The 13,251-nt window shown below is 71.2% G+C and carries 12 protein-coding genes; 9 read left to right on the top strand and 3 right to left on the bottom strand.

Annotation, left to right across the window (positions count from 1 at the left end; genetic code table 11):
• Positions 1 to 67 precede the first annotated feature (67 nt).
• From mreC to rodA, 4 genes are read left to right on the top strand one after another with little or no spacing between them, the layout of a single operon-like run.
• Positions 68 to 1,030, top strand: coding sequence for a rod shape-determining protein MreC (mreC, locus tag ACFVU9_RS33335; protein WP_380446120.1), 963 nt, complete (start codon positions 68 to 70; stop codon positions 1,028 to 1,030).
• Positions 1,031 to 1,033: 3 nt separating this feature from the next.
• The gene (gene mreD, locus ACFVU9_RS33330) at positions 1,034 to 1,675 is read left to right on the top strand and encodes a rod shape-determining protein MreD (protein ID WP_380446119.1); all 642 of its coding nucleotides are present in this window, start codon (positions 1,034 to 1,036) and stop codon (positions 1,673 to 1,675) included.
• Positions 1,676 to 1,731: 56 nt separating this feature from the next.
• Positions 1,732 to 4,005 carry a penicillin-binding protein 2 gene (gene mrdA, locus ACFVU9_RS33325; RefSeq protein ID WP_380497734.1) on the top strand — a complete coding sequence of 758 codons (2,274 nt, stop codon included), beginning with the start codon at positions 1,732 to 1,734 and terminating at the stop codon, positions 4,003 to 4,005.
• Positions 4,002 to 5,201, top strand: a complete 1,200-nt coding sequence (rodA, locus tag ACFVU9_RS33320) for a rod shape-determining protein RodA (RefSeq protein WP_380497732.1) — start codon at positions 4,002 to 4,004, stop codon at positions 5,199 to 5,201. Before mrdA ends, rodA begins: the two co-directional genes overlap by 4 nt.
• 95 nt (positions 5,202 to 5,296) lie before the next feature.
• Here the strand turns inward: rodA and ACFVU9_RS33315 are convergent, their stop codons facing one another.
• Positions 5,297 to 6,592: a M14 family zinc carboxypeptidase gene (locus tag ACFVU9_RS33315; protein WP_380446116.1), complete on the bottom strand. Its 1,296-nt coding sequence runs from the start codon at positions 6,590 to 6,592 to the stop codon at positions 5,297 to 5,299.
• Positions 6,593 to 7,043: 451 nt separating this feature from the next.
• On the opposite strand from ACFVU9_RS33315, the gene ACFVU9_RS33310 reads away from it, so the two are divergent.
• Positions 7,044 to 8,987, top strand: a complete 1,944-nt coding sequence (locus ACFVU9_RS33310; protein ID WP_387599858.1) for a TIGR03960 family B12-binding radical SAM protein — start codon at positions 7,044 to 7,046, stop codon at positions 8,985 to 8,987.
• A 309-nt stretch (positions 8,988 to 9,296) separates the two neighbouring features.
• Here the strand turns inward: ACFVU9_RS33310 and ACFVU9_RS33305 are convergent, their stop codons facing one another.
• The gene (locus ACFVU9_RS33305; RefSeq protein WP_387599856.1) at positions 9,297 to 10,010 is read right to left on the bottom strand and encodes a creatininase family protein; all 714 of its coding nucleotides are present in this window, start codon (positions 10,008 to 10,010) and stop codon (positions 9,297 to 9,299) included.
• Between the two features lie 17 nt (positions 10,011 to 10,027).
• A complete protein-coding gene (locus ACFVU9_RS33300; RefSeq protein ID WP_387599853.1) occupies positions 10,028 to 11,251 on the bottom strand; it encodes a tetratricopeptide repeat protein in 1,224 nt (407 codons plus the stop codon).
• A 225-nt stretch (positions 11,252 to 11,476) separates the two neighbouring features.
• Between ACFVU9_RS33300 and ACFVU9_RS33295 the strand changes: the two genes are divergently transcribed.
• The 4 genes from ACFVU9_RS33295 (at position 11,477) to ACFVU9_RS33280 (ending at position 13,170) form a co-directional block, all read left to right on the top strand.
• Positions 11,477 to 11,947 carry an ATP-binding protein gene (locus ACFVU9_RS33295; protein WP_387599850.1) on the top strand — a complete coding sequence of 157 codons (471 nt, stop codon included), beginning with the start codon at positions 11,477 to 11,479 and terminating at the stop codon, positions 11,945 to 11,947.
• Positions 11,948 to 12,095: 148 nt separating this feature from the next.
• Positions 12,096 to 12,569: a hypothetical protein gene (locus tag ACFVU9_RS33290; protein ID WP_387599848.1), complete on the top strand. Its 474-nt coding sequence runs from the start codon at positions 12,096 to 12,098 to the stop codon at positions 12,567 to 12,569.
• Entirely contained in the window at positions 12,566 to 12,880 is a 315-nt protein-coding gene (locus tag ACFVU9_RS33285; protein ID WP_387599845.1) for a hypothetical protein, read from the top strand. The genes ACFVU9_RS33290 and ACFVU9_RS33285 overlap by 4 nt, the downstream gene beginning before the upstream one ends.
• Complete coding sequence (locus ACFVU9_RS33280; protein ID WP_387599843.1) at positions 12,877 to 13,170, top strand: hypothetical protein; 294 nt, start codon at positions 12,877 to 12,879, stop codon at positions 13,168 to 13,170. The genes ACFVU9_RS33285 and ACFVU9_RS33280 overlap by 4 nt, the downstream gene beginning before the upstream one ends.
• The last annotated feature ends 81 nt before the right edge of the window (positions 13,171 to 13,251 follow it).

Raw genomic sequence — 13,251 nt, 5'->3', positions numbered from 1 at the left:
GGGCCGCCGCCGCCAGGGCCCCACAGCCCCGGCGGCCGGCCAGGTACGAAGGGGCAGTACCAGCACCGTGAGGGACACACGAGAGAGCCGGCTGCTGCTCATCCTGCTGGTGGCCGTCGCCTTCGCGCTCATCACCGTGGACATCAAGGGCGGTGAGAGCTCCCCGCTCGGCGGTGCCAGGCGCGCCGCCGCCGGAGTCCTCGGCCCGGTCGAGCGCGGCGCATCCACCCTCGTCGACCCGGTCGCCAACACCGTCCGGGCCTTCCGCGACGCCGCCACCAACAGCGGCCGCACCGACCAGCTCGCCCGCGAGAACACCGAACTGCGGCAGAAGCTCGCCTCCTCCGACATGGCCGCCGGCCGCACCAAGCAGCTCGACGACCTGCTGCGCACCGCCGGCGCCGGCGGATACACCGTCAAGGCCGCCCAGGTCATCGCGATCGGCCCGGCCCAGGGCTTCTCCTGGACCATCACCATCGACGCCGGCAGCGACGACGGCCTCACCCGCGACATGACCGTCATCAACGGCCAGGGCCTGGTCGGCCGGATCACCACCGTCGCCCCCACCACCGCGACCGTCCTGCTCGCCTCCGACCCCGGCTTCACCGCCGGCGCCCGGCTGGAGGGCAGCGGGGAGATCGGCTTCGCCTCCGGCGGCGGCGACAGCCCGATGAAGGTCTCCCTGCTCAACGGGAAGGCGCAGGTCAAGGCCGGCGACCGGCTGGTCACCTTCGGCTCGCAGAGCGGCCGCCCGTTCGTGCCCGGCGTCCCGGTCGGCAAGGTCGTCGAGGTCCAGGCCAACGCCGGCCAGCTGACCAAGACCGTCCTGGTCGAGCCGTTCGTCCAGTTCACCCGGCTGGATCTGGTCGGCGTCGTCGTCGTGCCGCCGCGCACCGACCCGCGCGACGGCGTGCTGCCGCCCGCGCCGGCAGCCGGCCAGAGCCAGGCCCCGGCCGCCCCCGCCGCACCGGCGGCGCCCGCCACCACGGCTCCCGCCGCACCGCCCGCCAAGCCCACTGGGGGGAACTGAGCCATGCGCCTCGCCCGCATCCCCGTCTCCGCCGTCCTAATCCTGTTCGGCCTGATCCTCCAGGTCAGCGTCTTCGGACGGCTCCAGCTCCCCGGGGCCACCCCGGACATACTGCTGCTCGTCGTCGTCGGCCTCGCCATGGTCTACGGGCCCTCCGGCGGCTGCGTCGTCGGCTTCTGCGCCGGACTGCTCGCCGACCTCGCGCCGCCCTCCGACCACGCGATCGGCCGCTACGCGCTCGTGCTCTGCCTGATGGGCTACGCCGCCGGACTGCTGCGCCCGGAGCACGGCCGCCAGCGGTCCGTCTCCAGCGCGCTGCTGGTCGTCGCGGCCGCGGCCGTCGCCTCCACCCTGCTGTACGCGATGGTCGGCGCGCTGGTCGGCGACACCGCGGCCCGGCACGTCGGGCTCGGCGGCCTGGTGATCAGCGCCCTCCTGTACGACCTGCTGCTGGCACCGTTCGTCGTGCCGCTGGTGATGCTGCTCGGCCGCCGCTTCGGCCGCGACCCGGTGACCGCCGCCAGCGACGACGACGAGGGCGGCCCGGGCCTGGGCACGCTGGCCCGCTACCGCACCACCCGTGAGGTCTCGTCGGGCCCCGGCTACCGGAAGCGGCGCGTGCCCGGCTTCGCCCGGCGCCCGTAGCCCCGCCCCGCGGCCCTTGACCTCCCGACCCTCCCGCACCCTGGAGCGCACGAGACGTGAGCAACATCCCCGAGACCGGCCGAACCCGGCGGGTGACGATCCGTCTGGTGGTGCTGCAGATCCTGGTGCTGTCACTGCTCGCCACCCTCGGCGGGCGGCTGTGGTACCTGCAGATCCGCAACGCCAGCGTCTACACCGCCAAGGCGACCGGCAACCACATCCGCGAAGTGGTCGAGCCCGCCGTGCGCGGCGAGATCCTGGACGCCTCCGGGCGGATCCTGGCCGGCAACGAGACCCGCCTGGTGGTCTCCGTCAGCCGCACCTCGCTGCTCCAGCAGAAGGACGGCGGCAAGGCGGTGCTCGCCCGGCTCGCCGACGTGCTCGGCATGCCGGCCAAGGACGTGCAGGAGAAGGTCCGGCTCTGCGACGCCAAGACGCCGCAGCCCTGCTGGAACGGCTCGCCCTACCAGCCGATCCCGGTCACCAAGGAGGCGACCACCCAGCAGGCGATGCAGATAATGGAGCGCCGCGAGGACTTCCCCGGGATCACCGCGCAGCCCACCGCCGTCCGCCGCTACACCGGCGCCGAGGGCGCCAACATGGCCCAGGTGCTCGGCTACCTCTCGCCCGTCACCGACGACGAGGTCAGCAAGACCGCCGCCAAGACCGGCCTGGACCGCTACCTGCCGGCCGACCAGATCGGCCGGGCCGGCCTGGAGTCGGTCTACGACCGCGACCTGCGCGGCACCGCCGGCATCACCAAGCTGGAGGTGGACAACCTCGGCCGGGTGATCGGCACCGCCGGCACGGTGGCCCCGCAGACCGGCGACAACCTGGTCACCAGCATCGACGCCCGGGTGCAGAAGGTCGTCGAGGACAACCTGGCGCAGGCCATGAACGACGCCAGGAACACCTTCGACAAGGTCACCAACCGCAACTACGAGGCCGACTCCGGCGCCGCCGTCGTGATGGACGTGCACACCGGCCGGATCGTCGCCATGGCGAGCGCCCCGACCTACGACCCCAACCTCTGGGTGGGCGGCATCAGCGGCAAGGACTACCAGTCGCTGACCAGCAAGGACTCCAACTTCCCGCTGCTGAACCGGGCCATACAGGGTCAGTCCGCCCCCGGCTCGACCTTCAAGGTCGTCTCCACCACCGCCGCGGTGCAGGCCGGCTACTCGCTCGACGGCCGGTACGACTGCCCGAAGGCCATGACCATCGGCGGCCGCGAGTTCAAGAACTTCGAGAGCGAGAACTTCGGCGCGATCTCCCTGGAGAAGGCGCTGGAGGTCTCCTGCGACACCGTCTTCTACGGCCTGGCGTACGACCAGTGGATGAAGGACGGCGGCATCAAGCCGAAGAAGGACCCGGGTGACTGGTTCTTCAAGACCGCCCACGAGTTCGGCCTCGGCGCCAAGACCGGCATCGACCTGCCGGCCGAGGTCCCCGGCCGGGTGCCGGACCGGCAGTGGAAGCAGTCCTTCTACGACAACAACAAGGACGCCTGGTGCGCGCAGGCGCAGAAGGGCGGCAACAGCTTCTCCGACCAGATCGCCCGGGAGAACTGCGTCGACGGCTACCAGATGCGCGCCGGTGACGCCGTCAACTTCGCGATCGGCCAGGGCGACACCCTCGTCACCCCGGTCCAGATGGCCCGGATCTACTCGGCGCTGGCCAACGGCGGCACCTTCTACCGGCCGACCATCGCCAAGGCGGTGATAAGCCCGGGCGGGGACCTCGTCCGCGAGATCGCCCCGCACGAGGACGCCAAGTTCCCCGGCGACCAGAAGCTCCTCAGCTACATCGACCAGGCCACCGCGGGCGTCATCACCAGTGGCACCGCGGCCTGGAAGTTCGCCGGCGCCGGCTGGCCGCAGGGCAAGATCGAGCTGCACGCCAAGACCGGCACCGCCGAGGTCGAGGGCAAGCAGACCACCTCGTGGCTCACCACGTACAGCAAGGACTACGCGGTCGTCATGACCATCAGCCAGGGCGGCACCGGCTCCGGCGGTTCCGGTGACGCGATCCGCCGGATCTACCAGGCGCTGTACGGCGTGGACGACAAGGGCAACGTCGACAACGGCAAGGCCCTGCTGCCGGCACCGCAGGCCGAGCTGCCGAAGTTCAACCCGGACGGCACCGCGATCATCAAGCCGGCCGCGTACACCGTCGAGGACCCGTCCGGCCTCGCCGACCCGGGCGTGACCGGCGGCTCCCCTCGGGTCTTCCTCGACCCGGCGCCGCCGGCCGGCCCGACGGCGCCCCTGCTCGCCGCGGCCGGCGCCGCGCTCGAACCGCAGCGCGGCGCGGGAAGGGGACGCGCATGACCTCGTACGGTTCCTACCGGCAGCTGCGGCTCTCGCCGCAGCGCACCGGGGTGTCCAAGGCCCTCGCCAAGGACTCGCCGCTGTGGCGGCTCGACTGGATACTGCTGCTGGCCGCGCTGACCCTCTCGCTGGGCAGCTCGCTGCTGGTGTGGTCGGCCACCCGCGGGCGGGACTCGCTGACCCACGGGGACCCGCAGTACTTCCTCTACCGGCACCTCACCAACGTCGTCGTCGGGCTCGTGCTGTGCGCCGTCGTGATAGCGATAGGGAGCCGGCGCTTCCGCACCCTCGTGCCCTTCGTCTACGTCGCCGTGATCCTGCTGCTGATGGCCACGCTGAGCCCGATCGGCTCGACCATCAACGGCGCGCACTCGTGGATCCAGCTCGGCGGCGGCTTCTCCGTCCAGCCGGCCGAGTTCGCGAAGCTCGGCATCGTGCTGGCGATGGCGGTCGTGCTGTCGGACCAGGTGGACGCGGGGGAGCGGGCGTTCCCCTCGCACCGGGCGGTCTTCCGGGGCCTGGTCTGGGCGTGCCTGCCGATGGGCCTCGTGCTGCTGATGCCGGACGCCGGGTCGGTCATGGTGATGTCCGCGATCGTGCTGGGCATCCTGCTCGGCTCGGGCGCGGCCAACCGCTGGGTCCTCGGGCTGCTGGTCCTGGGCACCGCGGGGTCCGTCGCGGTCTGGAAGTTCGGGCTGCTGAGCAAGTACCAGATCGACCGCTTCGCCGCGTTCGCCAACCCGCAGCTCGACCCCTCCGGCGTCGGCTACAACACCGCGCAGGCCCGGATCGCGATCGGCTCGGGCGGGCTCACCGGCAAGGGGCTGTTCCACGGGACGCAGACCATAGGGCAGTTCGTGCCGGAGCAGCAGACCGACTTCGTGTTCACGGTGGCCGGCGAGGAGCTGGGCTTCGTCGGGGCGCTGGCGATCATCCTGCTGGTCGGCGTGGTGCTGTGGCGGGCCTGCCGGATCGCGCGGCAGGCGACCGACCTGTACGGGACGATCGTCGCGGCGGGCGTCATCGCGTGGCTGTCGTTCCAGGCGTTCGAGAACATCGGGATGTGCCTGGGCATCATGCCGGTGGCGGGCATCCCGCTGCCGTTCGTGTCGTACGGCGGTTCGTCGATGTTCGCGGTGTGGATCGCGATCGGACTGCTCCAGGCGGTGCGCAGCCAGCGGCCGATAGCGGCGTGAGAGCGGCGTGAGCGCACGTCCTCGAGTCGAGGGCCGGTCCGGCAACGATTCCCGGGCCGGCCCTCGACTTCTGTACGGGGCTCGGCCGTTGAGGGTCAGCCGAGCAGGCACTCGGCGGCGGCGAGGGCGGCCCGGGTCTGGTGGGCCACCTGCTCCTCGACCGGTACCCAGCGGGCGCCGAAGCGGTGGCGCAGCTGGTTCAGGCTCTCGGTGACGATGGCGCGGGCGCGCTCGCGGCCGGCCTCCGCGCCCGGTCCGCGGACGTCGGCCAGCAGCCGCAGCAGCATCGACGCGACGCGCAGCGGCACCCGGGCGGCGACGATCGCGGCGGTCGTCACCCGGGAGACCGTGAGCGGCTCCGCGCACCAGCGCTCCAGCCACTCGTCCGCGACCGACGGGCAGACCGCCAGGTTGAAATCGGCGGCGCGCACCAGGGGGCCGTGCACGGCGCGGGCGTGTACGGGGACGCGGGCGAGCAGTCCGGCCAGTTCCTCGGCGCGGTCGCGCAGGGTGCGGGCGGCGGCGGTGACGGCGGGGCCGACGGCGGGGTGGGGGCGCGGGTCGGCGACGGCGTCGACGGACCACATGGGGACTTCGAGGACGGCGGTGACGCCGCCGTGGCGGGTGGCGTAGGACCAGGTGGAGAGTTCGGGTTCGTCGGGCAGGGCGCGGGTGGCGGCGCCGCTGCCGGGGGTGGGCATGAGGTAGGTGCCGGGGGCGGGGCTGGCCCAGCCGATGGCGTCGAAGGAGTCGATGTCGAGGGGGAGGCCGGCGCGGTCGGCGGAGCGGGCGAAGCGTTCGGGCAGGCCGGGGACGGGGCGGGTGAGCTGGACGAAGGCGCCGCCGAAGTCGACGCCGTGCAGGGAGCACTGGAGGAAGGGGCGCAGTTCGTCGATGAGTGCGGTGAGGGCGAGGCTCTCGGGCATGGGCCGGCGGCCGGCGGCGGGGGCGGGGAGGAGTTCGGGCTGTTCCTCGAAGGAGGGACGGAAGAAGTGCTGGTAGTGGCGGCGCATGGTGAGGGGGCCGTCGAGCCAGCCGGCGTTGAGGGCGGCGCCGTCGGGGTCGAGGCACAGCAGGAAGTGCCAGGAGAGGCCGGGGCGGGCGGGGGAGGCGAGGAGGAGTTCGGCGAGGCGGACGGCGGTGGCGGTGCCCACGGGTTCGTTGGGGTGGGGGCCGCCGACGGCCAGGACGGTGTGCGGGCCGCGGTCGACGGAGAGCAGCAGCAGGGGCCGTCCGGCGCGGGAGCGGCCCACCTCGCGCAGCCGGCAGCGGTCGGGGTGGCTGCGGGCCAGCCGCCGGGCCGCGGCCTCGGCGCCGGCCACCGTCGGGTAGCGGGCCGGCGTCACGTCGAGGGGCCGGGGCGGACGGACCCGGTGGCCGGTGTCGGTCATGCTTCTCCTTGCCCCCGGGCGAGGGCCGCCGGGGCGCGGACGGGTGCGCCGCCGGCCGCGGCCCGCGGGCCGGGGCGGTGTCGGTCGCCGGTGGGGAGTCGGCGAGGGGCCGAGCGTACGGCCCAACTCCCGGCGCGGGAAGGGGTGCAGGGGTCGGTGGCGGAGCCCTGCCAGTAGCGCACGGGCCGTCCGGGGGTGTCAACGGCGGACGGCCCGGGGACGGCGGGCGCGCACCGTGCGTGCGGGGCGGGTGCGAACGGACCGGGCCGCGCCGGTGCGCGCCGCGGGCGGGGGCGGGGGCGGGCGGCGCCGCGGGCGTCCGGCGGGCGGTGGCCGCCGATCGGGCCCGCCGGGTCGTTCCCCGGATTGGGCTACCCTTGAGGGTCACCCCTCCCAGCCGTCGCCTGCCGGTGCGCGCGGCCCCGAATCACGTCGTAAGGGTTCCTAGTACATGACTGTCGAATCGGTCTTCCCACGCCTGGAGGCCCTCCTCCCGCACGTCCAGAAGCCGATCCAGTACGTCGGCGGCGAGCTCAACTCGACCGTCAAGGACTGGGACGCCTGCGACGTCCGCTGGGCGCTGATGTACCCCGACGCCTACGAGGTCGGCCTGCCCAACCAGGGTGTCATGATCCTCTACGAGGTGCTCAACGAGCGCGAGGGCGTGCTGGCCGAGCGCACCTACAGCGTCTGGCCGGACCTTGAGGCGCTCATGCGCGAGCACGACGTGCCGCAGTTCACGGTGGACGCCCACCGGCCGGTGAAGGCCTTCGACGTTTTCGGCCTGTCGTTCTCCACCGAGCTCGGCTACACCAACATGCTGACCGCGCTCGACCTGGCCGGCATCCCGCTGGAGGCCAAGGACCGCACCGACGACGACCCGATCGTCCTGGCCGGCGGTCACGCGGCGTTCAACCCCGAGCCGATCGCGGACTTCCTGGACTGCGCGGTGGTCGGCGACGGTGAGCAGGCCGTGCTCGACATCACCGACATCATCCGGGCCTGGAAGGCCGAGGGCCGTCCGGGCGGGCGCGACGAGCTGCTGCTGCGCCTCGCGCGCACCGGCGGGGTGTACGTCCCCAAGTTCTACGACGTCGAGTACCTGGCCGACGGCCGGATCGGCCGCGTCGTGCCGAACGCCCCGGGCGTGCCGTGGCGGGTGTCCAAGCACACCGTCATGGACCTCGACGAGTGGCCCTACCCGAAGCAGCCGCTCGTCCCGCTCGCCGAGACCGTGCACGAGCGGATGTCCGTCGAGATCTTCCGCGGCTGCACCCGCGGCTGCCGCTTCTGCCAGGCCGGCATGATCACGCGCCCCGTGCGGGAGCGAAGCATCACCGGCATCGGCGAGATGGTCGAGCGCGGGCTCAAGGCGACCGGCTTCGAGGAGGTCGGCCTGCTGTCGCTGTCCAGCGCCGACCACACCGAGATCGGCGACATCGCCAAGGGCCTGGCCGACCGCTACACCGAGGACAAGATCGGCCTGTCGCTGCCGTCCACCCGCGTCGACGCCTTCAACATCGACCTCGCCAACGAGCTGTCCCGCAACGGGCGCCGCTCGGGCCTCACCTTCGCCCCCGAGGGCGGCAGCGAGCGCATGCGCAAGGTGATCAACAAGATGGTGTCGGAGGAGGACCTGATCCGCACCGTCGCCACCGCGTACGGCAACGGCTGGCGCCAGGTGAAGCTGTACTTCATGTGCGGCCTGCCGACCGAGACCGACGAGGACGTGCTCCAGATCGGCGAGATGGCGAAGAACGTCATCCAGAAGGGCCGCGAGGTCACCGGTCAGAACGACATCCGCTGCACCGTCTCCATCGGCGGGTTCGTGCCCAAGCCGCACACCCCGTTCCAGTGGGCCCCGCAGCTGTCCGCCGAGGCCACCGACGCCCGCCTGGCCAAGCTGCGCGACTCGATCCGCGGCGACCGCAAGTACGGCAAGAACATCGGCTACCGCTACCACGACGGCAAGCCGGGCATCGTCGAGGGCCTGCTCTCGCGCGGCGACCGCCGGGTCGGCGGGATCATCCGCGCCGTCTACGAGGACGGCGGCCGCTTCGACGGCTGGCGCGAGCACTTCTCGTACGACCGCTGGATGGCCTGCGCCGACAAGGCCCTGGCCGGCACCGGCGTCGACGTCGACTGGTACACCACCCGCGAGCGCACCTACGAGGAGGTGCTGCCCTGGGACCACCTGGACAGCGGCCTCGACAAGGACTGGCTGTGGGAGGACTGGCAGGACGCCCTGGAGGAGGTCGAGGTCGACGACTGCCGCTGGACGCCGTGCTTCGACTGCGGCGTGTGTCCCCAGATGGGGACATGGGTACAAACAGGCCCGACAGGCAAGAAGATGCTCCCGCTGACGGTCGTCAACGGCTCTGACCAGCAGAAGTAGCCGAAGCATGGGTGACACGGTTAGCGAGCTGTGTGACTTAATTCACAGCCTCCCGGAGGGTGAACGGGAGCTCGTCTTGGGCGCGATCGGCCTGATGCGCGCCCCGGGCGGCCCCGTCCGCCCCGGGGAGGCCCGGCAAGGCAGCCAGAGGACCCCTCTGCCCGCCGCTCAGAGTGCCCCGGGCATCGAGTCCTCGATCGAGTGGGTCTGAGGCCTTCAGGCGACGCGTAGAGCCCTCCCCGATTCTGTCGGGGAGGGCTCTTGTGATTGGTGGGGCCTTGCCCGCCTTCACGGGGTAGCCGACTGTTGTCAGCTACCCCCTATGAGTGACAGGTGCGCGGCGGCCGACTTGGACAGGCTCTCCAGGATGGCCTTGCCCTTCTGGGCCGTACCGAGCGACGGGCGGCCGATGATGCCGTTCTCGGTGTAGCCGGCCATGCCCAGGGTGAGGAGGTGGGGGCGCTCCGGGGCGTCGTGGTCGTCGCCTTCGATGCCTTCGCGGATGAGGTGGGGTGCGCCGTGGAGGAGGAGGGACACCTCCAGTTCGCCGCCGTGCATGTCCTCGGCACCTGAGCTCTCCAGAGCGGCGGCTTCGCGGGCCTGGTGCCAGTCCTCCCGAACGGGGAAGAGGGCGACGCGCGGGCCCTCCGTATTGGCCTCTTGGACGACGTTCGAGAGGACGTAGTTGCCGCCGTGGCCGTTCACGATCAGGAGACCGGGGACCCCGGACGCCTGGAGGGACTTCCATGTGTCGTTGATCACGGCGTAGAGCGTGGCGGCGCTGATGCTGACCGTGCCCGGCATGTGGGCGTGCTCGTGGGAACAGGACAGCGTGATCGGCGGCAGGAGGAACAGGTCGTAGTCGGCGGCGATCCGCTGGGCGATCAGGCTGGCGACGACGGTGTCCGTGGTCAGCGGCAAGTGCTCGCCGTGCTGCTCGAAGCTGCCGACCGGCAGTACGGCGATCTTTGTACCGCGCCTGCGTTCGTCTGCGGAAGTGGCGGCCGTGATCAGTGCGTCCATGGGCTCAGCCTCTCTCATCAGGTCGTTGATGGTCGAGAGGGTTCCTTGCTGCTCATCAGAGTCAAACGGTTGGTGAACGTGGCCACTTCGGGTACGGCGCTCCATCGGCGGAGGGCCTTGCCTGCGGCGGACAGCTCGGACATGGCCCGCGCGGACTCGGTGTCGATGGCGATCGACAGCGCCCGGTCTGCTGCGGCGGCGGCCTGTTTTGGCTCGTTGGAGACCGCGTAGGCGCGCGCCAGGCGCGAGAGGTACACCCCTTGGTCGTTGCGGTAGAGAGGCGGCAGGACCCGAAGTTCCGCCTCGAACATGCCCACGGCCGTGTGCGGGTCGCCGAGTTCGATCAAACAGTTCGCGCGTTGCATCTCGACGTACGTTGGCGTGCAGTACGCCAGGTCGAGCGCGTCATCATCATACGAGTCGTCTGGCGCGGCAGCGAGTTCGTGGGCTTCGTCGAACTTGGTCTGCGCGAAGCGCGGGTTGCCCATGAGGGCGTGGCCCTGGGCTTCCTGCTGGGCGGCCAGGGCGCGGATTCGCTGGGTGGCGCCGGCCGACCGCTGGGCAGCGCGGGCAAGACTGACGGCTTTCTGAGGGCTGCGCTGGGCGGTGGCCTGGTTGCTCTTCCGGAAGAGAATGTAGGCGGCCATGACGTCGTCCCCGGACTCCTGCGCCCACTCCATGGCGCGGTCCGACCAGTACAAGGCCCGGTCGAAGTTTCCGAGGTCCTGGTTCAGCCAGCCTAGGAACTCCGCCGTGCGAGCACCGATGGTGAGGAGTTGATCGCGGGCGCGACCCCCGGCGTTCTGCTGAAGGCGGTCAAGTAGCTGGAGGTGCCGCGTCACCGAATCGAGTGCATGGCGTGAGCCGAGTAGATTTGCGGCCTTGTAGTGGCCGGGCATGGCGCTGCGTAGGTAGCTGACGAAGAACTCGTGGTCGATCGGCGAGTTGAGACACGGCCCGCTCGTCGATGGCTCCGGTCCGCGGTGTCGGGGCTGCGACGGGGGTGCTTCCTGCTCCCAGGGCCGAGAAGCCAAGCCGAGCATGCGCCCCGGGATGTGAAGGCCGTCGGCGATTCGCTCGATGACGTCGATCTTCTCGATCTTGGGCTTGCCGGCCATGACCTCGCCGACTCGGCTCGGCGTCATGTCACAGGCACGGGCGATGAGCGACGGGTAGATCCCGGCCAGCTTGAGCAGCCGGAAGACGGCGGCGAAGTCTCGTCTTCGGCACGCCTCGATCATCTCCGGATTGGAGAGCAGACCTGGTGGGAGCCTGTCCGGAACGCGCGCCTCGGTCACCACTGCCCCCGGTGCTGATCGGCTATCACTGCACAGAAGTTGATTACCTGTGAGTTTACCCACATTGGGTAATCACCTTGGGTACGAAGTCCGCATCCCGTCCCGGCAGCCTGGTGTCAAGGGCCGGAACATCCACGTTCGGGCCTCCCTTTGGGCGTCGGGAGGGTGGTGGATGTGATCAGTCCGGGAGAACTCCAGGACGACGCTTCGGCCCACAAGTCGGTGACCGAAGAATCCGCGTTCGAGGCGACGCTTCCACGCCATCGTCTGTCGGTCCATGCGGCTCGGGTGTTGCTGCGGGACTTCCTGATCGGTGTCCCGGGACGGGCTGAGCTCCTGCCGAGCGGCCTGCTCGTGCTGTCGGAGCTGGTGACCAACGCCGTGGTTCACGCTCGCGTGCCCAAGGGGCGACGCATTGCCGTTCGGTTCGAGCTGGTCTGTGACCACCTTCGGATGGAGGTGCACGACGCGAGCAGCGAGAAGCCGGCGATCCGGCGTTCGACTGGCCCGGATGACAGCTCGGGGCGGGGGTTGTGCCTGGTGGAGGCCTTGTCGGCGGAGTGGGGCTGCTGCCCGCGGCCTGGAGGTATCGGGAAGTTCGTTTGGGCTCTGGTGGGCCCGGAAGGTGGTGGGCGATGAGGTTGGGGAGGGTGTCCGGGGTGGCGGGGACGCGGTGCTTCTACGGCGGTGCGGGGCTGCGGAAGGCGCTGGCGCGGTTCATCGTCGTGAACGGTCAGGCGGTCGGTGTGCACCGGTGGCACCCGCGCCGTGCGGGGGAGGTGGCGGCGTGACGGGCCTTCCCATGGAGCCGGGTGCCGGGGCCCGGCCTCGTCCGGCTGACCGGTTTCCGCATCTGGCGTTCAGCCTGGGGCGGTGGCGGGTGGATGAGGCGTACTGGGCCGTGGAGGCGCTCAAGGCGGGGGTGCCACTGGAGGAGATGGGGCTCGCGGAGCTGCTGTCCACCGCCCGGGGCGCGTTGCTGCACGTGGAGTCCTTGACGAAGTTGCTGGAGGCGGTGGAGTGCGGGTTCCCCATCGACCAGCCGGCGACGCTCGCTGAGGCGATCGAGCCGATCAGTGACTACCTGAGGTGGGCGCTGGATACGGATGCGCCGCTCAGGGGCGGCAAGTCGGCGTTCGTTGGTGAGGTGCGGCGGACGCGCCAGCCCTCGGTGCGGGTCCGGGTGGAGCTCGAACTGATGGAGCGCAAGCTGACCGTTCCGGCGTGCAAGCGCCGTGCGCGCAGGAAGGGGAGGTCATGACCGGAACCGGGCGCACTGCTCAGTTGAATGCGCCGTACCCGTTCCCGGTGGCAGTGGAGGTCCGGGGCGTCACAGAGCCCGCGCGGTTCTCCCGGCTGCCGGACGCGCTGACGGCGCTGCTCGGCTCGCTGCGGGCGCTGCCGCTGGATGCGGAGCAGTGGAAGTACTTCGACGACCTGTTCGGGCCGGACGCGGTGCCCTCGGTCGGCCACCGCCTCGCGATGTACGGGCAGGTGCGCGCGCTCGCGTTCGTCGGGATCACCCCGTACGTGGTCAAGCTCTACCCGGCTGATCCGGAGGCGCGCCCGTGATCCGGCACGATCCCTGGACCTGGTGGGGCCGGGTCGTGTGGTGGTGGTCGCTGCACGGCCAGTTCTCCTGGCCCGTGCGGGCCGTCTCCCCGAGCCGGCGTGCGGTCCACCGCGACGTGTCGGCCTGGTTCGCCGAGTTCGGATACCTCGACAGCTCTCGGGACAGGTTGGCGCGCCGGGTCTGGCGGGAGCGCACGGGAGTTGATGACCCGCTCGCCGGACTGGACGAGGCGGAGCTGTTCCGCCGGATCTTCGGCCGCGACCCCGAGAAGGGTGAGGCTGCGCGGTAGGGCCCCTGGCGTGAGCAGGGACAACTGAAGACGTACCGGACCACCCCTGACCTTGGCGGGAAAGTGGGGTGGTCCGGTGGG

The organism is Kitasatospora sp. NPDC057936 (assembly GCF_042887525.1).
Taxonomy (GTDB): domain Bacteria; phylum Actinomycetota; class Actinomycetes; order Streptomycetales; family Streptomycetaceae; genus Kitasatospora.
The sequence above is the reverse complement of the archived record's forward strand: the minus strand, read 5'-3'. Positions and strand labels throughout refer to the sequence as shown.

Bases quoted from the DNA above. Each gene is read 5' to 3' on its own strand.
- mreD (WP_380446119.1), top strand. From the start codon at position 1,034: ATGCGCCTCGCCCGCATCCCCGTCTCCGCCGTCCTAATCCTGTTCGGC.
- rodA (WP_380497732.1), top strand. From the start codon at position 4,002: ATGACCTCGTACGGTTCCTACCGGCAGCTGCGGCTCTCGCCGCAGCGC.
- ACFVU9_RS33315 (WP_380446116.1), bottom strand. From the start codon at position 6,592: ATGACCGACACCGGCCACCGGGTCCGTCCGCCCCGGCCCCTCGACGTG.
- ACFVU9_RS33310 (WP_387599858.1), top strand. From the start codon at position 7,044: ATGACTGTCGAATCGGTCTTCCCACGCCTGGAGGCCCTCCTCCCGCAC.
- ACFVU9_RS33305 (WP_387599856.1), bottom strand. From the start codon at position 10,010: ATGGACGCACTGATCACGGCCGCCACTTCCGCAGACGAACGCAGGCGC.
- ACFVU9_RS33300 (WP_387599853.1), bottom strand. From the start codon at position 11,251: ATGATCGAGGCGTGCCGAAGACGAGACTTCGCCGCCGTCTTCCGGCTG.
- ACFVU9_RS33285 (WP_387599845.1), top strand. From the start codon at position 12,566: ATGACCGGAACCGGGCGCACTGCTCAGTTGAATGCGCCGTACCCGTTC.